Annotated in this window: 20 protein-coding genes; 12 read left to right on the plus strand and 8 right to left on the minus strand. The window is 44.2% G+C overall.

Annotated elements, in window-relative coordinates:
- The coding region (locus HW45_RS27385; RefSeq protein ID WP_038231243.1) for a Tn3 family transposase at positions 1 to 2,021 on the plus strand (2,021 nt) is incomplete at its 5' end.
- A gap of 12 nt (positions 2,022 to 2,033) precedes the next feature.
- On the plus strand, positions 2,034 to 2,960 hold the full coding sequence (locus tag HW45_RS27390; RefSeq protein ID WP_081875918.1) for an IS30 family transposase: 927 nt from the start codon (positions 2,034 to 2,036) through the stop codon (positions 2,958 to 2,960).
- Positions 2,961 to 3,645: 685 nt separating this feature from the next.
- On the opposite strand, the gene HW45_RS27400 is transcribed toward HW45_RS27390, so the two are convergent.
- Both HW45_RS27400 and HW45_RS28530 read right to left on the minus strand, forming a co-directional pair.
- On the minus strand, positions 3,646 to 4,491 hold the full coding sequence (locus HW45_RS27400; protein WP_051868436.1) for a hypothetical protein: 846 nt from the start codon (positions 4,489 to 4,491) through the stop codon (positions 3,646 to 3,648).
- 439 nt (positions 4,492 to 4,930) lie between these two features.
- Positions 4,931 to 5,572, minus strand: a complete 642-nt coding sequence (locus HW45_RS28530) for an XRE family transcriptional regulator (protein WP_051868437.1) — start codon at positions 5,570 to 5,572, stop codon at positions 4,931 to 4,933.
- 293 nt (positions 5,573 to 5,865) lie between these two features.
- Here HW45_RS28530 and HW45_RS27410 point away from each other — a divergent pair, with 293 nt between their 5' ends.
- The 8 genes from HW45_RS27410 to HW45_RS27445 all read left to right on the plus strand — a co-directional run bounded on the left by HW45_RS27410 (position 5,866) and on the right by HW45_RS27445 (position 11,341).
- Positions 5,866 to 6,045, plus strand: coding sequence for a TraY domain-containing protein (locus tag HW45_RS27410; protein WP_038231248.1), 180 nt, complete (start codon positions 5,866 to 5,868; stop codon positions 6,043 to 6,045).
- Between the two features lie 353 nt (positions 6,046 to 6,398).
- Complete coding sequence (locus HW45_RS27415; RefSeq protein ID WP_152559730.1) at positions 6,399 to 6,833, plus strand: hypothetical protein; 435 nt, start codon at positions 6,399 to 6,401, stop codon at positions 6,831 to 6,833.
- A 373-nt stretch (positions 6,834 to 7,206) separates the two neighbouring features.
- Complete coding sequence (traA, locus tag HW45_RS27420) at positions 7,207 to 7,497, plus strand: type IV conjugative transfer system pilin TraA (protein ID WP_038231252.1); 291 nt, start codon at positions 7,207 to 7,209, stop codon at positions 7,495 to 7,497.
- Positions 7,498 to 7,514: 17 nt separating this feature from the next.
- Positions 7,515 to 7,817 carry a type IV conjugative transfer system protein TraL gene (traL, locus tag HW45_RS27425; RefSeq protein ID WP_038231255.1) on the plus strand — a complete coding sequence of 101 codons (303 nt, stop codon included), beginning with the start codon at positions 7,515 to 7,517 and terminating at the stop codon, positions 7,815 to 7,817.
- 14 nt (positions 7,818 to 7,831) lie between these two features.
- Positions 7,832 to 8,401, plus strand: coding sequence for a type IV conjugative transfer system protein TraE (traE, locus tag HW45_RS27430; protein ID WP_038231258.1), 570 nt, complete (start codon positions 7,832 to 7,834; stop codon positions 8,399 to 8,401).
- A gap of 41 nt (positions 8,402 to 8,442) precedes the next feature.
- Complete coding sequence (gene traK / locus HW45_RS27435) at positions 8,443 to 9,186, plus strand: type-F conjugative transfer system secretin TraK (RefSeq protein WP_051868439.1); 744 nt, start codon at positions 8,443 to 8,445, stop codon at positions 9,184 to 9,186.
- Positions 9,176 to 10,687 carry a TrbI/VirB10 family protein gene (locus tag HW45_RS27440; protein WP_038231261.1) on the plus strand — a complete coding sequence of 504 codons (1,512 nt, stop codon included), beginning with the start codon at positions 9,176 to 9,178 and terminating at the stop codon, positions 10,685 to 10,687. The genes traK and HW45_RS27440 overlap by 11 nt, the downstream gene beginning before the upstream one ends.
- 117 nt (positions 10,688 to 10,804) lie before the next feature.
- Positions 10,805 to 11,341: a 3-methyl-2-oxobutanoate hydroxymethyltransferase gene (locus HW45_RS27445; RefSeq protein ID WP_051868442.1), complete on the plus strand. Its 537-nt coding sequence runs from the start codon at positions 10,805 to 10,807 to the stop codon at positions 11,339 to 11,341.
- 405 nt (positions 11,342 to 11,746) lie between these two features.
- Here HW45_RS27445 and HW45_RS27450 read toward each other — a convergent pair whose 3' ends face one another.
- Genes HW45_RS27450 through HW45_RS27475 form a run of 6 tightly spaced genes read right to left on the minus strand, consistent with a single transcriptional unit; the run spans position 11,747 to position 18,955 of the window.
- Positions 11,747 to 12,865, minus strand: a complete 1,119-nt coding sequence (locus HW45_RS27450; RefSeq protein WP_038231265.1) for an ABC transporter ATP-binding protein — start codon at positions 12,863 to 12,865, stop codon at positions 11,747 to 11,749.
- A 20-nt stretch (positions 12,866 to 12,885) separates the two neighbouring features.
- Positions 12,886 to 13,593, minus strand: coding sequence for a helix-turn-helix domain-containing protein (locus tag HW45_RS27455; RefSeq protein WP_051868444.1), 708 nt, complete (start codon positions 13,591 to 13,593; stop codon positions 12,886 to 12,888).
- Between the two features lie 10 nt (positions 13,594 to 13,603).
- Positions 13,604 to 14,440, minus strand: a complete 837-nt coding sequence (locus HW45_RS27460) for a carbohydrate ABC transporter permease (protein ID WP_038231267.1) — start codon at positions 14,438 to 14,440, stop codon at positions 13,604 to 13,606.
- 3 nt (positions 14,441 to 14,443) lie between these two features.
- Positions 14,444 to 15,334 carry a carbohydrate ABC transporter permease gene (locus HW45_RS27465; RefSeq protein ID WP_160171238.1) on the minus strand — a complete coding sequence of 297 codons (891 nt, stop codon included), beginning with the start codon at positions 15,332 to 15,334 and terminating at the stop codon, positions 14,444 to 14,446.
- 51 nt (positions 15,335 to 15,385) lie between these two features.
- Positions 15,386 to 16,651: an ABC transporter substrate-binding protein gene (locus HW45_RS27470; protein ID WP_038231269.1), complete on the minus strand. Its 1,266-nt coding sequence runs from the start codon at positions 16,649 to 16,651 to the stop codon at positions 15,386 to 15,388.
- Between the two features lie 30 nt (positions 16,652 to 16,681).
- Positions 16,682 to 18,955 carry an FAD-dependent oxidoreductase gene (locus tag HW45_RS27475; protein ID WP_038231272.1) on the minus strand — a complete coding sequence of 758 codons (2,274 nt, stop codon included), beginning with the start codon at positions 18,953 to 18,955 and terminating at the stop codon, positions 16,682 to 16,684.
- Between the two features lie 618 nt (positions 18,956 to 19,573).
- On the opposite strand from HW45_RS27475, the gene HW45_RS27480 reads away from it, so the two are divergent.
- Together HW45_RS27480 and ltrA are read left to right on the plus strand one after the other, a co-directional pair.
- Positions 19,574 to 20,362: a DUF5677 domain-containing protein gene (locus tag HW45_RS27480; RefSeq protein ID WP_038231275.1), complete on the plus strand. Its 789-nt coding sequence runs from the start codon at positions 19,574 to 19,576 to the stop codon at positions 20,360 to 20,362.
- A 700-nt stretch (positions 20,363 to 21,062) separates the two neighbouring features.
- A complete protein-coding gene (gene ltrA, locus HW45_RS27485; protein WP_038231277.1) occupies positions 21,063 to 22,535 on the plus strand; it encodes a group II intron reverse transcriptase/maturase in 1,473 nt (490 codons plus the stop codon).
- The last annotated feature ends 112 nt before the right edge of the window (positions 22,536 to 22,647 follow it).

The raw sequence follows: 22,647 nt of genomic DNA on the forward strand, positions 1-22,647 counted from the left end.
ATGATGCGGCCTTACAACTAGCGAAGCTAGGTCAGCTCGTTCTTGATGACTCGGTGCCTGAAAGTGAGCTTCGAGCGGCAATTTTTGCTCAGCTCTCACCACAACAAATCTCAGGAGCCGTCAGTAAAGTAACAGAGCTAACACGCCCTCACGATAAAGTGTTTTTCCAAGAACTAGACGAAAAGTATCGAACTCTCCGTATATTCCTCCCTAAATTATTAGCTCAAGTACAATTTCAAGGTAATGCAGGAGCCAAACAAGTATTAGAAGCTTTAGATTGGATGTCTTCCAATATGGTACGTAGGAAAGTGAAAAGTTCAGCGCCGTTAGAGTCTGTGAGTAAGCGATGGATGCCCTTAGTTATGGGGAAAAATGGACAGACTTTTAACTTTCACGCCTATACCTTTAGTACCGTTGATAATGTCCTTAAAGCGCTGAAACGACGAGATATTTTTATTGAACCAAGTTGGCGGTATGCTGATCCTCAAAAAGATCTGCTAACTGGTGACGAATGGCATCAAAGCAAGCCCATGGTATGTCGAGCGCTTGGTATTTCAATGGATCCAGCAACAACACTACAAAACTTAGTGTCTGAACTGGACAGCACTTACCGAGCTGTCGCTCAAAGGTTTCATTTAAATCCTGATATTACGATAGAAGATGAACGCCTCAAGCTCACTCCGTTGGAGAAAGACGAAGAACCGCCTTCTCTAGAACATCTTAGAAAGTTATTCAGTAAAAGGCTGCCTCGTATTGAGCTACCGGAATTGATATTGGAAGTGGCAAACAGAACACACTTCACTGAAGCTCTGACACATATCTCCGAAAAATCAGCAAGAGCAGACGATATTGATATTAGCTTATGCGCGGTGCTTATGGCAGAAGCTTGCAATACTGGCTTTGAACCATTGATTCAGCCAGATGTAAGAGCTTTAAAGAGAGATAGACTATCATGGGTATCCCAGAACTACATTCGAGATGAAACGATCACAAAAGCGAATACCATACTCGTCAATGCTTATAACGAACTGCCGATTGTCAAATCATGGGGAGATGGAACGATGGCCGCTGCAGATGGATTGAGGTTTATTGTTGCCGTAAAGACGCTTTATGCAGGTCCCAATCCCAAGTACTTTCCTCAAAGAAAAGGGGTAACTTGGAATAATCTCTTGTCAGATAAGTTAGTTGGTTTAAATGATATTCCCGTACCGGGAACGTTGAAAGACAGCCTAAGCTTATTAGCTTTAGTTCTTGAACAACAAACAGATATTCAACCTTCTGAAATTATGACGGATACAGGTTCCTACAGTGATGTTGTTTTTGGTTTGTTCCGATTATTAGGCTACCGATTTAGTCCGAGGCTGGCTGATTTGGGTGGTCAACGTTTATGGAGAGTTGACCCTGAAGCAGATTACGGAGAGCTTAATGCGGTATCTACCAACCGGATCAGGTTGAATAAGATTACGCCCCAATGGGAAGATATCTTACGTTTTATTGGCTCTCTTCAGTTGGGTAAGTTATCCGCCAGGGATGCGATGAGGGTTTTACAATCAGGCAGTAATCAAAGCTCTTTAGCTAAGGCTATTGCTGAGATTGGACGAATAGACAAAACTATTCATCTTTTAACTTACATCGATGACATAGAAAAAAGGCGTATGATTCTAAAGCAGCTAAATAGGGTTGAAGGAAGACATAATTTAGCCAGGGAGGTTTTTCATGGACGTCGTGGGGAAATAAGGCAGAAATACAGAGAGGGTCAGGAGGATCAACTGGGAGCCTTGGGACTTATGCTCAATGTGATCGTCTATTGGAATGCTTTGTACATGCAGCAAGTGGTTGACCAACTTCAACAAGAAGGGATGAAGATCGATCCAGACGACTTAAGCCGAGCATTACCTTTACTTTTCAGTCACATAAATATGAATGGCAAGTACACGTTTACCATTCCGAAAGAAGTAAAAAACGGAGAGCTGAGACCATTGCGGGATGTAGCACGGGACACTGCCGAACCCTTATCATAGTTTTTCGTTCCGTTGCACCTTAGACCCCAACACGTATCAATAAGAGCCATTGCCAGAGAACTGGAACGAAGCCCATCTGCAGTTTCAAGGGAGCTGAAGCGTAATACTCCCGATGAGTTTAATGGATTGTATTGTTCACGCGCTGCCGACAAACTGGCTAAGGCGAGAAGAACAGAAGCCAGCAAATCAAAGGCTTTCAAAAGCATAGACTCTTTTGTTGATGGTTACCTAAGGCAAAGCTTAGCCAATCATACTTCTCCCAACGTCGTCAGTGGGGAGCTAGCTCTGAAACATCAAACTCACGTCAGTGAGAATACGTTGTATCGCTACATCGAGCACCTTGAAGAGCAAGGCGAGTCGCTACGTAAAGATTTACCTCGTAGAGGCAAGCCCTACAAGCGTTCAGGGACAGTACGTTCAACGATTAAGAACCGAGTGGATATCAGCGAACGGCCTGCCATAGCCGATGAAAAAACAGAAATCGGCCATGTAGAGATTGACACTATCGTGGGCAAAAATCACAAATCTCAGCTACTGACAATTGTCGATAAAGCTTGCAAAGTGGTGACGATAAGAAGACTGAAAAGCAAGTCAGCGGAAGCCGTCATAGAAGGATTTAAAGACGTTCATCGGTCAACGTTCTACGACTTTAAGACTATCACGTCGGACAATGGAACAGAGTTTGCCGGTCATGAGGAGATTGCTAAGATAACAGGGGCAGACTTTTACTTTGCGAAACCGTATAGTTCATGGGAGCGAGGTCTGAACGAACACACAAATGGGTTAATTCGTCGCTTCTTGCCCAAAGGCACTGACTTTGACGACGTGAGTGATGAAGAGCTGGCGAGAATAGAACACATTTTGAATACTCGCGGTCGAGAGAGCTTAGGTTTTTATTCACCTTACGATATATTTATGCAGCACCTAAATGCTGCCTAGAGGGTGAGGTGTTGCGTTTCATCTGGCGGAGGGCCTACTGATTAAGACCTGATCAGTTCGATCAAAAAAGATCCTCTCAACTTTGCCACTTTCAAATATCGGCATGAAATTTGCCCTTCTTCCTGCTAGACCCGCGAAGCGGCTTTTGTGGTCGATGTAGTTACGTTTTAATGATGTTTTAGCAGTATCGGTCCACGTTAGTTAAGAGCGTTAGACAGGGAGAGTTTGGCGCGATGCTAGCGAACGTTACGCGATGATTTTCGGTAGAAAATCTAACCGAATCGCGTTGTCTTTTAGTGGAGCGTAAGCGACAACCTTATACTTCTTTATTCTTTTTAAGGGTCGAAGAGCAACCTTCACTTCGTTTCGGTGGGTCAGTACTGTCTCTACATGACTATCGTCATATAGCAGGCAGCACTCGACCTTTATAAATATCTTGATTTTAATACTGAAAGTTTTACTACCGAAGGTATCCAAGAGTGCATCCATCCTTTGTTCTATTTTTTTATTCTGCTTTTTTGCACTCCTTTTTGGAAAAGAGTAAGCTGTTGAACGTTCTTTAAAAGATCGAGTACCGACTTATGGCCAACTCTTAGTTATATGTCCTATAAAACTGCGGACAATATCACTTTTTATTTTCTTTAGGCGTGCGAATGCCTCCGCTCACGCGGATATAATGAAAAAATTAGATAGGAACTTGGTAGGGGTGAGGTTGCTGTTTAAGGTCCATGAAGCTACGAGCGAGTGAATCGGCCACCGTATTCAGTTTTGTCGCGTTGTATATCTCGCAGACACGATTACGAATACGTTGGCTCGATATCCACTTGAAGCTTAATCCTTGTTTGATTTTGCGTTCACGTGTCGCTCTAATAAGTTCATTGATGTTTGGGTAACGTTGCACCTTTAAGTCATCAAAGAATGCTTGCGTAAATTGCTTAAAAGAAGCCGCACTACGGAAAGTCCCTTCAATAGCATCGACACACACATTGACGCGTTCAGCAAGCAAGTAGCCGGCGTTCTCTAGATACTTGATCGCCTTAGCAAAAGATTTAGGTGAGATGTACTCGCCAAAACGAAGCGCATGCTCTTCCTGGAGGAAATCATAACTGATGGTATCGAAGTGAGCTTTGTTGGCTTCACCAACACGCCCACCAATTAAATCCGTATAAGGAAGCATTGTGGCCATAACTCTGGCAATCAAGCGACGACACTGGATGTTATTGACCGCTTGGCCATCATTCGTTTGTAGTGACGGGAAACGTTTAGGGTTATCAATGAACTCTTCACAAGCTTTAAGGATATAAGCATACTCATAAGGAAGATTCTTACACTCTCCACTACGGTTAATGCGCTTTGCTCTGAAGCCAATTTCGACAGATGAACCTGGCTTGCGAGCATGTTCGGCATCAAGAACCGTTTGATGCATATCAACCAGCTCGCGCTTACGCGCCTTACGGGAAGCTCGATACTGCTTGTCGTAAACCTTGCGTTGTTGAGCTTTGGTTAGACAAGTATCTTCAGATAAGACCATGAGACACATCCTTGTCACACAAAGCGCTAGAAACTCTCAATCCTGAGAGTCTAGAAGGGCTTAAGTAACGGATTCTGTGTCTAGAATGTATCAAACTGATACATTGGTTTTGAAAAGTCATATTTTGATTCCAGCAGATTATTATGGTTCTCAGTTGGTGGCCGAGACTATTTATCAAATCTAATTCAAATGATCACAAAGATCAAGCCCTTGATTTTTACATACAAAAAAAGCGCCCTCTGCTGGATAGGCGCTTTTTTTGCGAATGCTATTTAGTCAAGGTACCACCCTCAACACACTCTCATCGAAAAAAATACACTACATAAAATACTATGTAGTAGCGTGCTATGTAATGCACTTTTCATTTTCAACTTGCACTCATTTTACTACTTGATTTCTAAAATTTCCAGCACACACCCTAAATTAACTAAAAGTTTTGTTAATAAAATGAAAGTTGTAATACGACCGTACCGACAATACAAAATTTCTCATGAGAAAGCACCAGTCTATCTTGGTAGTTAGGGTTAAAGCTCCTTAATAGTATGCCTTGAGGCGTATTCTCTATAAACTTTACTCTCAACATACCTTCATGGTTTACCACATAGGTTCTTCCATCAATTGCCCTAGTATTATCTATATCTATACATATAATTGAACCGTCTTTGAACTCTGGCTCCATGCTATCACCACGAACTTTCAGTCCCAACAAGGAACTACTAATCTTAGTACTAAAAAAGCTTTTAGGTATTACCAAGTCTAAATCCGCACGTTCCTGTAAAATTTCACACCCTTCACCAGCTGCAGCTTCTACATCCTCAAAATATGGTACTGTCAGCAATTCATCACTACTCATATGCTGAATGCCAAAATTTACTGTTGTCTTTCGACCGTAAGTTAACCACTCAATATCCACGCCAAAAAGTTCACATAACTTCAATAAGCTATGGGATTTGGGGTGCGCACTCTCTAACTCCCATTTTGAGATAGTTACTGGTGTTACTCCAATCTTTCGACCAAGTTCTCTCTGGGTTAATTTGGCCTGTTTTCTTAAATGTTTGATTCGCTCTGCAATCGAGTTCATTTTATAAATTCATCATAACCAATTCTTTCTTATTCTCCATCATTATCAAAAACCTTTTGGTTTCATTTCGAAAATCAAAGGTTTTTTGATGCAAAAAAAATAACCTTAAGTTTACATGACAGGCTCAATCGTTTATTATACCGCCAAGTACTGATCACAAGAACAGTATTGCACTAAGGTTTATAACCCTTAGATGCACAACCGCATTCTAGTGACCAATGACAAAACAACCCTTGGTAACGTCTCTAGAATGGTTTCATAAATAGAACGTAAGTAAATGGCGGTATAGAGATTTGAAATCCAAACGCATTACTCGGGGCTCGGATACGGAAACAGGCATCGCTTTTGATATTTCAGCAGAAGCAAACCAAATTTTGACCGAATCCGCTAAGCGTTCAGAGCGAGCGAAAAAACGAGAGGCGAAGCTTCGACTAGAAGATCACCTCAAACGCTTCCCTGATTGGACGCTATAAAAAACAGTTTTAGTTTTTGATGTGTCGTTCGTGGGCTGTATGTGCGCACATCAAAAACACAATATGGTCAAAGGACGTGGCTTCGCGGGCTGGGATAGACCTTAATCTAACCTAAACCAAATAACGAGCATGTGAGCGCCAATCTGAAAAGAGATAGGGACAGGCGCTGGCCGATACCGTCAGGGTCGGGAATATGTCAAGGACACCTAGTCGGCAAGCTAGGCGTACACCACGAGTCTCCACCGTTAGGTACTCACAAGCCCATATAACGGGGAACGAGCACTTTATTAGTGCTCTTTCCTTTGTGTTTTTTTTAAAGCACAAAGGAAATACTCCCAAATGAATAGGAGCCAATGATGTTAGCAATTATCTTTGCAAAAACCTCTGTCCTAGACCCTACTCAATGCCTCGGCCAAACCTTAATCTCTGATGTGACGATCAAACAGGTCCAACACTATGGCCAAATTAGAACCAACACACTATTTGCTGCATTGGTAGAGTCGCCAAATGGAACGTTTCCCTCTCGTCTTAGTAATACTTTTGATGTACTCAAAATCCACACACCACAATTACGACGCACAACCGAACCGCCAGAGATAACGCTATCGAACCTAAAAATCTGTGGTCGGCATCGAAAACGACACCGCCAAAGAGAGCGAAAGTGTCATTTGACAGAACGTTCTTGGACTCGATTTATCAAAAGAAAACATCTTTTAGATGCTTTCGAGCATTACTCTAATCTATCTGATACTGACGAGGAAAATCATGGCTTATTTAATACACATTGAGACGCTTTCAATGTTAAGCGAACTGCTCAGCCAACCTCGAATTCAACACCAACACCTTTATTGCCACTTTCAGAAAGGACAATTAACTCACCATCATTTGATGAAATTGCAAGAAAGAAAAATCAAAAGCGTGAGCTTCGAAGATGCCCATACTATTTATCCTTACCACCCCTTTACCCAACTTCACGACGCGACACGCTAACTCTCACTCAGAGCAACAATATTATCCATTTCAATCGTGACTGAAACTGCGATGAAACCATGCTAGAGCGCACTTCTGCGCTCTGATTCTACGGGTGCCTTTACTGTCTATTGGCACCCTTTTTTACACTCAATATCTCCCTAAACCTCGGGACAACACAAGGAAACTACGATGAAAAACACCTCATCCTCTTATAAAAACGCGCTCGTTTTCAGCGCCTTTCTAATAACACTCACGATATTGCACCCTGCTTTCGCCGCAGATTTATTCAGTGGGGCCAAAACCACCATCAAAGAAACGGCTGGCGACGGCTCGGCGGTTGAAAATGGTATTTTAGCTGTCGGTGCTATTGGCGCTGCAGCCGGTGGTTTCATGACTCGAAACTGGATGGGCGCCGTCGGGGGTTTTACGGCTGGCATGATTTTCTGGGAAGTGGTTAAACCTCTTGTCGGACTGGCGTAAACCATAAGGAGAATGACATGGAAGACCCAACTCTGTTTTTCCGCATCCCTAAACATCTTAACCACGGCAAACGCATTGTTGGGTTGCCCAGAGACGAAGTACTCCCAGCGTTTATATTGTTTGCCGTGTTCTTTATTGCCAAACATCAAATTGTCGGATTCATTCTTGCGGCCACATGGTTCCTGCTACTAAGACGTATCAAGGTGCAATATGGCCACAACATCATCGCCCTTTCCATCTATTGGTGGGGTAACCCTCAAATTAACCGTCGTTTCTTCAAACGCACTCCAGCATCAGAGCGGCGCTATTGGCTCTCATAAGAAGGAGATACCCCATGGATGCCACGTTTAAAAAAGACACCCTCGCACTGAGTAAGCTATTGAATATGATCTTGGTGTTTGCCCTTCTGGCCATGATTGTGGTCAGTGTAATACTTGGCGTGGGTCTCACCTTCGCCATCCAACAAAAAAGTCGAACCTTGGTGCCACCCACCATTTCAAAATCCTTCACCGTTTCAGACAGTCACGTTGACGGTGCGTATTTGAGTATGATGGCGGACTACTTTTTGTACTTAAAGTTGAACGTCACGCCCGCCAACGTCTCTCGTCAGTATGGCAAGCTGCTGGATTACGTTCCTCCAAAACAATGGCCTCAAATTCAGCCCTTACTTGCCAAAGAAGCCCAAACCATTCAAGACGGCAACATTGCCAGTCACTTTGATCCACTCCCAGAAGGCACCGAAGTCTCGGTGGAACGATTACAAGTAAAACAACGTGGGCACGTCACAAAATCCGTTGGTGACCGAACACTACCCACAGAAGCCATCACTTACCTCGTTCAAATGGGCTATGACAATGGCGTCATTGAACTGATTGGCATCACCAAGGAAACCACCGTGAAATAATTCACGCCCTTCTCTCACCCACACAGAAAAAAGGTAACCCCATGATCTTACGTTTTTGGTTCATGCTACTGCTTTTCGCTAGCCTGAGTGCCGAGGCATTAGCGGATAATGTCGCCAAAGCCAGCTTCCCCTTTAACGATGGCGATACCATCCCCATCAGTTTATCGTCGCTGAACATCAACCGACTCATGGTCAAAGGCGACCACATTATTAACCTCGTCTGCCCCGATGGTTTTTGTACCGCCACTGGCAATCCTCAAGATAAAACCGGCTCTATTTCGATGAAAATCAATTTGGCCATCCCGTTTACCGCCCACGTTCTCACTCAAAAAGGTCGTGTTTTCGCACTTTTTATCACTCCCCAAAAAACACCGGCGATTGTCACTGAATTTGTGCCTAGCCAGCGTTATCTTGATGAGCCAAGCGTCTTTGAGCGCCATTTTGACTACCCTTCAGCCATCGCCGCGTTCACCAAATCTATGATGCTCTGGCAACGCGATCGCACACCAATCTCTGGGTTTAGCGTACACCCTGTGGATCCCAACACGCTACCCAAAGACACCTCACCAATGCCGGTGATCCCTCAAACCGTGTTTGTTGGTAAAGACTACTCCGGCATCATCTACTTGGTGAAAAACGCCAGTGACCAACCCATCACGCTCACGACAGCGCAGTTTTACAGCTACGCCGCTCGAAGCGCATCGCTGGATGAGGTTGAACTGAAACCTGGCGCACAGACACATCTTTATGTGGTGACGGGAGGAGGCGCGCAAGATGTTCGATAAAATCAAACAACGCCTATTTCGCGATGCAGAAGGGGAGTTTGAGCAAGGTGGGGAGATCAATACTCACACTCAATCTCGCAATAAAATCATCACCACGGTGGCATTAACTCTGCTGACGTTAGCCATGGTCGGTATTTACTGGGTAACAAAAAAACCGACGTCCACACCGTCTATCCAACCACCACAAGAGTTTGGCAACATCATTGAGGCCGACTTCACTGAAAAAGACAACCAATCCGCCCTCTCTGCCCAACAACAGACCTTAGCAGACATGAAAACGGCCATGACAACCCTTGAGAAAACGCTAGCAAGCCTTCAAGACAGGACGCAATCTCAAATTGAAAAAGCGCAAAAAGAGACGGCGAGATTGGTGGAACAAAAAGTACGAGAAGAGACACAAGACAAGGAACGTGCGCTCCAAGCTCAAATCGACCAGTTAGAAACCCAACTACAATCCCGTCAAGAAACACAGGCCACGGTGGTCTCTCATGCTCAGCCACAGTATGACACCGTCAATCAAAGCGAAACCTTTGGTGCCCAAAAGCTGCCACCCAGACCCACTCCTCTCTCAAATGATAATCCTAATATCAAAGAGATGAGTTATTCGCCGTCGCAATCTCCCGCGTTTCGCACCGAAGCATTTCACAGCTTCACCTTTAACTGGGACCGTGATGAAGACACCTACCGCCGCACCATAGAGAACTACGTCCCGACGGGCACTTTTGTCACCGCCGTGGTGACGGGAGGCGCTGACACCAATGCTGGCGTCTTGGGACAAGGGGACACCACCCCTATGGTCTTTCAAACTGTGAATGACGGCGTGCTGCCCAATGGAAAATCATCACAATTAAACGATTGCACCATCACCGCATCGGCGTATGGAGAAATCTCCTCCAGCCGTGGCATTGTACGTACTAACCGAATGAGCTGTATCCTTGACAACGGTGAAATCTTAGATGTCCCAGTTAAAGCCACCGCCTTTAATTTTGGGCGCAACGGTATTCGTGGTACCACCATTTTGAAAAATGGCGAAATCGTGCAAATGGCTGGCGTTGCCGGCATTCTGACTGGCATTGGCCAAACAGGCGCCGCACTTTCTCAAACCACCTCAACCTCAGCCTTGGGTTCAACTCAAACGTTATCGGCAGAAAATGCAGGATTAAACCTGCTGGGTAATGCGACCTCCAGCGTCGGTTCAAAGCTCTCCGACTACTACATCGGTCTCGCAGAAATGTATCACCCCATTGTCGAAATCAACCCAGGAGCGGTGGTCAACATTGTCTTTTTGGAAGGGTTTCCGCTTGATCCATTAAAAGCAGAAGAATACGAGCAGAACCTCAATGCCACCAACGTGCAAACGTCTTCATCCAACCAAATCCTTGACATCATTTCAAACGGCGTCGCAGCCAGCACATCCAATCCCTTGTCCAACGAACTGTCTGCGCAAGGCATCACCGCGCCACCAAGACCGTTTGGTCAAGCACATGTAGGAAAGTACTAAGGATGACATATAAGCTGGATTAGACTAGATCTTGAGGGATTAGACTGGATCCATTGATGTGTCTAGGTTTAAGTCTAATAAAGACAGGAGAATATCAAAACGCCAAAGGTGGAACTTTTGACACTAACCGATAAAGATCCAGATACCGCCTTGAGCAATGCGAAGCGTTTACTTAGTGCTGGTGCTGACAGTATTAAGTTAGAGGGAGCCAAGGTTGAGGTAATCTCTCATTTGGTGGCAAACGATGTTCCAGTGGTCGGCCATACAGGACTAACTCCTCAAACAGCAAAAAGCTTTAGAAAGGTAGGTGACACTACCATCGAAGCAGAGAGAGTCAAACATGATGCTAAAAAAATTCATGAGGCAGGAGCCTTTATGCTGGTTCTTGAGCATATTCCTCATGAACTCGCGTGCCAAATTACAAATGAGCTCCCAATCCCAACTATTGGAATTGGCGCAGGAACCAAATGCGATGGACAAGTTTTGGTTATAAACGATGCTCTTGGTTTTGGAGACTATTGGCCTCCTTTCTCAAAACAGTATTCGCATATCAATGAAGTTGTTACCCAAGTAGCAAAAGATTACCGTTCGGAAGTAGAATGTGAAGTATTTCCAAAGAATATTATTGCGATGACTGCTACAAACAAACCTTAAGCTTCGCTGGGATATTTCGGGGCAGAACCGCGCTACGTTGTACTACTCCGTCAGCAAAGTTTTGGGCAGAAGTTTGTCAGCGCCTTTGCTAAATTAGCTATTCACGGATAACTTTTGATATTACAAAAACCTTAGTGGCATCGTTTGATACGGTGCCGTCCGTGCAAGGAATTGGACAAAAATGTGCATCCTCGATCTGATGTATCATATTCACTTTATGCAAAATTTTGTGCAGAATATGTAAACATAGATATCTTGCCAAAATTAGCTGACACCAATTTCGAAACATACACATCACATATTGCTGTATGTCGGAAAGACGAAGTCTTATTAAATAACACCGCCAGAGGCGGTGGTTTAATACGATCTAATTGAGTTAGGGTGATTTAATTGATTCTATCAATGTTAGCTCACAACCTCTTCTACATACTCCGCCTTTACATGTCTCGGTAATGCAGACTCATCCTTCAAAAACAGATGTATACGATCTTTATTAAAGCTGAATTTAGTTAAGCTACCTTTTTTGATTTGCTCTTCACCATCCACTTCAATGATCATCTGGGTTGAATCGAGATCCCCGTACACGTAGGTAGTGCCACCTAGCTTCTCTACAACATCGGCGCATAGATCGATTTCAACATCACCGCCTTTACCTGTGAAAAAGTGCTCTGGTCGGATACCGAGCTCTAGCTTTTGACCTTCAGAAACTAACGTTCCGTCAAAATCAACCGTAATTTCTTCAGAACCCGGTAGCTCCAGAGTAACGCTTTCAGAGCTACTTTTGGTTACCTCTACTGGCACGAAATTCATTTTTGGTGAACCTATAAACCCGGCAACAAATTTGTTGTCTGGTTTGTGATAGAGCTCCAGTGGCGAGCCCACCTGCTCTACCCGACCATCTTTTAGCACAACAATTTTGTCTGCCATGGTCATGGCTTCTACTTGATCGTGAGTCACGTATATCATGGTGTTACCCAGATTTTCGTGCAACTTGGAGATCTCAATCCGCATCTGTACGCGAAGCTCAGCATCCAGATTTGATAGGGGTTCATCAAACAAAAACACCTTAGGTTTTCTTACAATCGTGCGGCCAATCGCCACTCGTTGCCTTTGACCACCGGATAACTGTTTAGGCTTTCTATCCAATAGTTCACCTAACTTGAGGATAGATGCTGCTTCATTCACTCTTAGCTCAATATTCTCTTTAGACTCTCCCGCAACCTCTAGTCCAAAGCTCATATTCTCGCGTACAGTCATATGTGGATATAGCGCATAAGATTGGAATACCATTGCGATACCACGTTCACTTGGCTGCGCATCAGTCACACACTGATTGTCAATAAAGATGTCGCCTTCGGTGACCTCCTCTAATCCCGCGATCATTCTCAATAATGTGGACTTACCACAGCCCGACGGGCCTACAAATACAACGAACTCACCATTTCTAATATTAAGGTCAACACCGTGTATCGTCTGAGTTTGACCATAACGCTTTACTACTGATTTTAAACGTACATCAGCCATTGCTAATCTCCGTGCCTACTTCAAGCATGCTTCTCTATCGCATCGATCAGTGTTCTTAACTGATCTACGTAGATTTCCAGGTCCTCCGAAGAGATATGGAAGTCTGTAAAAGCGATACCCGCTTTAGCGCCTCCAACCGAGAAAACACTGCCTATATTGTTAATTATGCCGACATCATCGTAGTGACATACATAGCCACCCCGACGTATTTCATCGACTCTGCTTAATATTTCTGCCTTTTGGTCTGGCTCCCAGTGAGCAATTCTTTCTTGAATTTCTTCATCACTAAACTCAGCCAAAAGCACCTGACCGATGGAAGATTGAGACACATGGTAAATATGGTAACCACCTAGCCCCTGAGCAGGATTCTGCTCGGCTGTTGCGTGATACATAAACACCACTGAATCGTTCCAAAGTACACCTATCGCCAGAGTGCGATCATCGTAGCTGGTATTTATTGCTACATTTGTCGCGGCTCTGAACAGCGCAGAACTATGAAAGCTCTGAGCTGCTAATAGGTGTACTGCCGGTCCTGGCATATATTTCTTCTGAGAATCTTGCTCCGCCATCCCTATAGATTTTAATGTTCTAAGCAGTCGATTAACCTTGACCATATTGATATCGAGCTTTTCGGCTAACTCTTTGTTGCCCAAAGGTCGATCACTGGTCGTCAGTTCCTGAAAACAACGAATACCATCTATTAAGCTCTGATTAGGTTGCGAAGACAAAATACACTCCTTATTTCACTGCACCGGATGTAACACCACCGATAAACTGTTTTTGCAAAACAGCAAATACCAGGACAACAGGTGCCGCAGCTAAAAATGATGCCGCCATTGCACCACCCCAGTCGGCGTTGTTCTCGTTGATATAACGAAGCAACAAACCAGGGCCAATTGTTCTGTTCTCTTCCGAGGTAACTAGCGTCATTGAATAAAGTAGATCATTCCAGGACCACATAAATGCGTATAGCGTTACAGTGATAAATGCCGGGAAGGAAATAGGCATAACAATACGTCGGAAAATCTTCATATTGCTTGCACCATCTACTTTGGCTGCTTCAATTAACTCGTTAGGAACTTGCTTGAAGTAGCTGTACATCATATAGGTACTCACAGGCAGAGCAAAAACAATATATGAAATTGTTAAGCCCAATTTGGTATCCAGCAGATTTACAGCCTGTAACATTGGATAAATACTTATCAACAACACACCAAACGGGAACATTTGTGCCGAAAGTATTAAAAGCATCAACGGCTTTTTAGCTGGATATTCAAACTTGGCAAAGCTATATCCGGCTAATGCTGCCAACGTTGCATTTAGCAATGCTGAAGACGTTGAAGTCAAAAGGCTATTCTTCAGCTGAAGCAGGATGTTGCCATCGACAACTGCAGACACGAAATGCCCCCAATAGATATCCAACGGTATCAAAGTCGGATCTAAACGATAGAGTTCCTGATTTCCTTTGAAAGCACTGATAAAGGCCCAATACACCGGAAAAAACAGAAAGAAAGCAATGGTGATTAACATAGCGACAAAGCCGACTTTTGCTTTCCAGGAGCGTAACTCAAACATGCGTTAGTCCTCCTTAAACAGACTACGTAAATAGAAGACAACAATAGGCATTAAAGTAAACACCCAGAGCACACCAATTGCTGACGCCATGCCCAGATCCCAATTCTCAAACGCCTGACGGAATACCTCGATAGAAAGAACCGATGTAGCGCGTACTGGTCCTCCCCCTGTCAAGGCATAGATAATGTCGAACTGCTGTAAGTTACCAATCATCCCTAAAGCACCCGTGACAAGGAACACCGGTTTTAGATGAGGCAATATAAGCCTTTTCACGATTCTTAAGTTACCGGCACCATCTATCCTCGCAGCTTCAATCTGCTGATAGTCCATTCCTTGCAAACCTGCCAGGAAGAAAGACATAAACAGCGGTATCGATATCCATGCACGGGTCAGGATAACCGCAGCCATCGCGCCCATATCTTCTGACAAAAACTGGATTGGAGAGTCCGTTAACCCCGTCCCCATCAGCATCACGTTCACAATGCCGTATTTACCATTTAGCATCCATGCCCAGATAAATGCACTAACAGTACTTGGAAGAATCCACGGTAATAGCGTCATGGTTCTGAGCACGCCGCGACCTTTAAAGTCCTGGTACATCAGAAGCGCCCACGCCAACCCTAAAAACATCGTCAGCAAGGTAGTTCCGACTACAAATATAGCCGTTGTTACCCATGAGCCCAGTACATACGGGTCTGTCAAAATGGTGATAAAGTTGTCGAAGCCAATAAAGGTCGGCTCCATGTCATAAATGGTGTACTGATAGAATGCCATGGACATGGCATCAACAAACGGATAAGCCACCATGACCAGAAAAGCTGTCATCGCAGGAATCAGAATCAGGTATGCAAACCGCCTGTCTCCTTTCTTTAAACTGCCCCGTCTGCGACTCATATTTTCACTCATCTTTATCTGTTTTTGTGAAACCACATCCATGGTGACCCCTTATTTCATCAGGCGCTGAATACGAGATTCCATATCAGCAGCTGCTGTTTTAGCGTCTTTCTTACCCAGAATGACTGACTGAACTTCTTCACTCACTACTGCAATGTAGTTCGAGCTATTCTTCAGAGGAGACAGTTCATTACGCTTCGGTAGCCCCAGAGAGTTGTTCCAGTCAACGATGAACTGCTCTTTGGTGACTTTAGGGTTGTTACGAGCGCTTTCTGTCACTGGAATTGCACCTGACGACGTGAAGTAGTCAAGCTGCACGTTATCATTCATCGTCAAGCCTGATACAAACTTAGCAGAAGCACTGTCTTTGCTGATTTTGCCGTCTTTCTTAGCAGCATCGGTTTTAAGCATGATCAGTAGATGACCCCACTCCATAGAGTGTGGAGTTAAACCTTCCTTAACTACTGGCACTTCTATCGGATAAACAAACTTGTCGTAATCTGCACCCTGGCCACTAAAATCTCGCGCAAACCCACGAGCAACCGGAGCATCAAAGTAGAACGCCGCGTTGCCTTGTCCGAACATACGACGAGCTGCACCGCGGTCGGTATCCAGAGAAGCTAAGTCCTTATCGATAAGATCTTTCATAAAGTTAAGCGTCTGAACTGTTGCATCTGAATTGATAGTCAGCTTTTCGTTGTCATCAAAAATACTGCCACCATGAGCCCAAAGCCATAGCTGGAAGTCGCTTGAAATCAGATTGTTGCCTTTTGTCATCATTGCATAAGGTGTACTTTGAGGATTACTGGCTTTAACTTTCTCCAGGGCAGCTACAAATTCACTGATGGTTTTAGGACTGTCTGTAACACCCGCGCCGTTAAGTACGGCCTTATTTGAAACAAGACCGATAGAACCTGTGTTCCACGGCATTCCGTACTGCTTGCCTTTAAACTGACCGGCAGCAAGTACCGCAGGAGAAATGATAGATTCCAGATACTCTTTTCCGTACACCTCATTAAAGTCGACCAAATTTGGTAACTGCGCAAAGGTCGGTAACCATTTCGCAGAACTTTGATAAACATCCAGGTTCTGTTTTGTTCTGACACGCAGGAATACGTTTTTCTGCATATCACCCCAGGAGCTTGATAGAACTTTCACCGGAACACCTGTTTGGTCAATCAATCCTTGTACAACAGGTTGGTTACTAGGCTCAGCTGTAACCCAGTTAAGGAAAGTAATTTCTTTCTCTGCAGCGACCGTTCCAAAGGCCGTCGCTGCGAGGGTCAGCGAAGCAACAAGACTTTTCATGTTTTTCATTGTCATTCCTTTATTATTTGTAGAGGCACGTTATTGCACACGGATACCAAGTACGGAAACCGGATGGCCTTGTGAATTGGTTAACTTAATAGACAACCTGTTTATCACTCGTCCAGCGGGTAAGCTCACGCTAATTACACCTTGGCGATTATCTTTCACGTTTGTTATTACCGAGTCATCACATACCACTTCACACTGATGTACCAAGTGTGGCATAACTCGATCGTTATGGAGATACTGAACACTCTCTAAAGGATGGTCATAATCACAATCTAAGAAGAGAGTTAGATTGTTGGCCAAAACTCCTTCACCCTCAGGCCAATCTAATGTGATTGTCGGAGATATGTCATCGATATCAGCTGCCCACGCGTTCGGCATGGATGTAGGGCGAGTGGCACCTGATATTAGGTTCTGCTTAGAGTACTTAAATAGAGGGGTTGTCATCTCAAAAGCGATATTTTTGCCTTCCGGTCGGCGCTCTGGCACCCAGAAATCAAAGCTGTCGACTCCTAAACCCTCTGGTGCTTCCTGTCTGGCTGTTGTGCTTACTTTCGCTAACCCACCTTGTTTAACTGACATCAGGCCCGTTAGTAGTAAATCAGAAAGACCAATCTGAACAAATTCGTTTTGCATAAAGCACACAAACATGTACTGCGCTTCTTCTCCCTGACTAAATGGGATAGACACTTCTGAGTCATCTTCAGTGAGTAAAAAGCTGTGCCACTCAACCAACACCTCTGGAGTATGATTCTCTGCTTTCTCTGACTTGCGAATCTCAACACGAAGTTCGGTCGGACTACTGACTTTTACCGGCACAGTCATTACCGTTTTTTGATTTGCGTATAGTGGAATGAGCTGGGCATAGCTGTCTTGCAGCTTTTTCCATTCACCGTTGTGAGGAGATGATTGCAGAGATAGCTCACTTGAAACCTTTATATCTGCTTTAGTTGCATAGTTTTCGCGTTCAAGCGCATTGAACTTCGGTACATAATGGCCTGCAGATGATAGCCTCTGCTTTAAGTGATTTAATCTGTGGGGTTCAAGCAGGTCACGAGGAGCTAATCCGTTCTCAACACAAACGGAAGCAGCGGTACCTATTACTTGCCCTATCGCCGCTGAAGTCGCCATCACGCGAGTGCTGCCAAAAGCAACGTGGGAAGCAGACAATAAGCGGCCGTTGATAAAGAGGTTACTGATGTTTCTGCTATACATGCAGCGGTAAGGGATGCCAAACACGCCCTTAGCATGGTACTGGTTACAACCTCCTTGAGCTCCGTACACTCCATCTGCTGGGTGGAGATCAATAGACCAGCCACCATGAGCGACATTATCGTCATGTTCTACCTGCTCAACAATGTCTCGCTGTCTCAGTATATAGTCACCTTCAGCACGGCGGCTTTCACGTTTACCCGGAATAGTTCCAACCCACTCAAGGGCTAAATTAGCAGCTTCTGGGAATTCACCTGAATTTTTGATGTAGTTCCAAACGCCATAAACTACTTTTTGTAGTTCTGTTTTTATATCTTCCGACTCGTGAATAGTATCTAGGCGTCCGCCCCATTCAATCCACCACAACGAACAGCCCTGATCTGTCGCGTTAAAGCTCTTATAGCGTGGAATTAAAGAAGGAATATCTTTGAGTGCAAAATCAGGAGCAACGTAATCAACGGGTTTGCCTACATCTTTTGAATAGAAATAAAGTGAGTGACCTAATAGCTTTCCGTAATCATCGCCCGGGGCCATTGGCTCGTTAAATTCCTCCGCTTCTTCTGCTCCCATTCGATAAGCAGCTCCCGACAAATGAGTAAGAACACCGTCACCGCTCGAATCCACAAAGAACTTACCAGAGACCTGATACATAGTGCTGTTCTGAGAGTTAAACGCATGAACTGACTGGATATGGTTATCAACTGTATCTGCATGGAACACAGAGCTATTGAGAATTACCTTGAGATTGGATTCTCTTGTTACCCAATCTTGCAAAATCGAATCAAAGATAACGGGATTGCCTCCCGGATTGCGGAACTGATTTTCGAGCAGTAGCTCATTAATAATGCCACCTTCTCTTGCCCAGCGGTTATTGTTTCCACCGTGAGATGTTGCACCCAATATCCACAAACGCACTTCACTTGAAGCGTTACCTCCCAGAACCGGCCTGTCTTGTAAGAGCACGACCTTCATTCCATTACGAGCGGCTGCAATAGCTGCGCAAACTCCAGACAGTCCACCGCCGACAACTACCAGGTCCACAGTCAGGCTTTCCGTTTTCAATTCACGTGGTTCCGAAGCACCTTCAATTATCATACTTACCTCCGATTTCTATAATAGTAATATCTATAATAGAAATTTATGTGGCAAATATAAGGTGGTGAAAATGTGACCACAATTACAGAGAAACTATCTTTTAGTAAATAAATGAGTGAAAGATCACACACAGTTGTTCTGCGTTTTGCACTACAAGTAAGGAAAAGATGTTAGAAGGGTAGATGCATTCCGGTCGAGTTATCTAAGTTATGTACATTAGTACTTTGTTGCTTCAAGTAAGCTTGCATGATTATGCAGGCTTAATTTCTGACTGGAAATGTTAATGGATGGAAGGACTTGGGAGTTTTCTGGCACTGCCTCCCAACCGCCAGCCATGAGGAAAAGTACTGAGATTCCAGTGGCACAATCTGCCACTGAGTAAGTGCTTTAACAAGAAAAGGGGCAGTTCCGAGGTAGATCAACTCGGCAAGTACTGAGCTGGAGACTACTGTTCCCAACGCCGATCAAGTAACTACAAGTTGGTAATGCAATCGTTAGTTGTGAAATAACACAAAACAAATAAGAATTTAAATAACAATTATTTGCGGCGATTGACGGTCATTCTTCATAGGGCTATTGTATGTAACTGCATATGACCTGATGAGCGGGAGAAACTTGGTGGTTGGCAGTGATGACTACGCATTGTTTTATCGAACTGCGTGTAACATTTTTGAATCTGGTTTCGAGTTTATCAACGAAGCCGATGATAATTACTACTTCATGAATGTTGCAGCTATTAAGTTTTTGAAGCATCTCAATACTACTGAAATGCTGATGATTAGCGAGCTAGACCTAAACCATGTAGAACACGGGTTCACTTACTATGATACTTCAAGCGTGATAGCACTTTTACGAGTATCATATGAAAACTTGGTAACTATTGCTTATCACTATTTTGGTGATGAACTAGATAAAGACCGTCTTGATTGGTATACGTTGCTCGGTTACAAGAACAGGGCTAAGAACAAAACTATCGTTGGAACGCCAGAATTAGAAGCGAAAATTCAGGAAGAACAACAGATTATTGATGAGCTATCCTCGCGCCTTAAACTTAATCGCTTCAAAGCATCGAGAAAAAACGAATGGAAACCTTGTGGTTGGCATGAGTTAGGCCAGCAGTTGGGCATCCCAACTTTTGTATGTGACAAATATTCGTTTTGGTCTTCCCATACCCACACTGGTTTCGACTCATTAATGCAGGTAAATACTGCTCATAAGGCTCACCCGACCGAAGAGATTAAGCGCAACCAAATAAACTACCTGTTTATGTGTAGCGTTCTAGTCTATTTTATCGATGGTTATGTGCGCGTTTTGTCCAAGTTGGGGTATCCACACATATCAGATTTTGAGCTTGATGATATCAGAAGCTTTTCGCGATTTATGAATTCGTTAGACAGGACTATCTAAATACGCTGCCTACTTAGAGCGAAGAAAGAAAAGGAGCTGGGTCTTTTCTTTTGCCTAACCATTAGTTTATGTATTGTAAAATAGATTGCAGATGTAGTTCAGTCATCGGCGCAAACAAAGAATGGGGCGTGCGACGTGAAGTCGTATGAAGCGCTGTTCACCGCTCAACGAGTGAACCATCTGTATCACCAGATGAACCTAGGACTCTGAATAAAGTAGCGAGTCTGACAATGTAACGAAGGCTGGTCATGCACCAGTCGGGATCTAAATCGCGAGAGGACGATCCTCCTGATAACCACAATCGGGTGAGTGCTAGGTAGTCAGCATGATGAACATAAGTGAATCCGCATAAGGTGCGTTATATGATGAATCAGCGGAAGTGGTTAATACGCTGTGGCCAAAAAGGCATGAGAGTCGGAAAGAGATTGCCCCATGCTCTTTCGTGATCGTTGAACTCTCCGCACTATAGCGGGCATCTACACTGACATCGCGCGACATACGGAACACGGTAAGCCTGTATCACTCCCTCTGGGAAAGTCTCTGCGACCGACAGTGATGCAGGTAGAGGATGTTGGAAAAAGCGAAGGCTGCATTGTAACGATGCGGATACAGATACCTATCTGGCACGAAAGTGAGCTGACTTCCGACTGGTCTTCCGTTGCAAGAGAATTTGAAGAACTTTATTCAAGGAGAAACGCAAATGATGATTTCAAAAGAGATTAGTGCCTCTCCTGACTGTGTTCAGTGGCAGTCCATAAACTGGAAAGCTATTGAGTCCCATGTTTTAAAGCTTCAGATGCGTATTGCAAAGGCAACACGAGAAGGTAAACACGGCAAAGCGAAAGCGTTGCAGTGGATACTGACTCACTCGCGCTCAGCAAAGCTTCTTGCTGTTAAGCGAGTATCACAAAATAAAGGCAGTAAAACGCCTGGAATTGACGGCGTCATCTGGAACACAGATACGCGCCGCATGAAAGCAGTCAATCAATTGAGCAGAAAAGCTTATCAAGCCAAACCGCTCAAACGTATCTACATCCCCAAGAAAAACGGCAAGCTCAGACCACTTGGCATCCCGTGTATGGTCGATAGAGCGCAGCAAGCACTTCATCTTCTTGCACTGGAGCCTGTGTCAGAAACACTTGCCGATCCCAATAGCTACGGTTTTAGACCCAATAGAAGTACTGCTGACGCAATTGCTCAGTGTTTCATCTGTTTAAGTCAGAAGAAATCCGCGCAATGGGTTCTTGAGGGAGACATCAAAGCCTGTTTCGATAAGATTGGACATCAATGGCTAATGAATAACATTGCCGTAGATAAACGAATGTTGGAACAATGGTTAAAGTCTGGCTTTATGGACAAAGGGCTGTTCTATCGTACTGATGAAGGAACACCTCAAGGCGGAGTTATATCCCCCACCTTGATGTTAATGACTCTTGCAGGTCTGGAGCAGCGCATAAAGTCTACCGCACTTAAAAAGGGTGCTAGAGCCAACTTTATTGGATACGCCGACGACTTCGTCGTCACCTGTGCTTCAAAGGAAGTGCTGGAGAACGATATCAAACCGTTGATTGCTGATTTCTTAGCAGCAAGAGGCTTAACACTCTCCGAAGAGAAAACGCACATTACCCATATCAGTCGTGGTTTTGATTTTCTAGGGTTTAACCATAGGAAGTACAAAGGAAAATTGCTCATTAAACCGAGCAAATCCAACACTCTGTTGTTCTTGAGTAACTTGCGCGAACTCATCAAAAAGCACGCAACTATCCCCGTTAACGATTTAATCAAATTGATAAATCCGAAACTACGGGGCTGGTCGAATTACTATCGACACTGCGTGGCTAAACAGGTATTCGGATATGTAGGTCACAAGCTATTCCATACATTGTGGCACTGGGCTAAAAGGCGTCATCCAACAAAATCTAGAACTTGGATAGCCCTTAAATACTTCATCAACCGTCAAGGTCAATGGCAATTTCACGGTTGGCAGAAGATTATGAACATGGATTGCCAGTTCAATCTGTTTCAAATAGCTAAAGTGCCAATAGAGAGACATGTGAAAATCAGGAGTGCCGCTACGCCTTTTGATCCTCAATACCAAGAATACTTGGCTAAGAGAAAATCAAAGAAGCAATGCCGTAACTCTTGGCATGAGCCTGCTCTCACTGCTTTATAAGTTGCTGGGTGCCAATCGGTGCCTTCGTGAAGGCTTGAGCCTAGTGCGGTGAAAGTTGCACGCTGGGTTCTTAGAGGGACGACACTTGGTAACAAGTGTCGTCTACTCGACA

The sequence above is a fragment of the Vibrio sp. ER1A genome, assembly GCF_000733315.1.
In the GTDB taxonomy this organism is placed as follows: Bacteria; Pseudomonadota; Gammaproteobacteria; order Enterobacterales; family Vibrionaceae; genus Vibrio; species Vibrio mediterranei.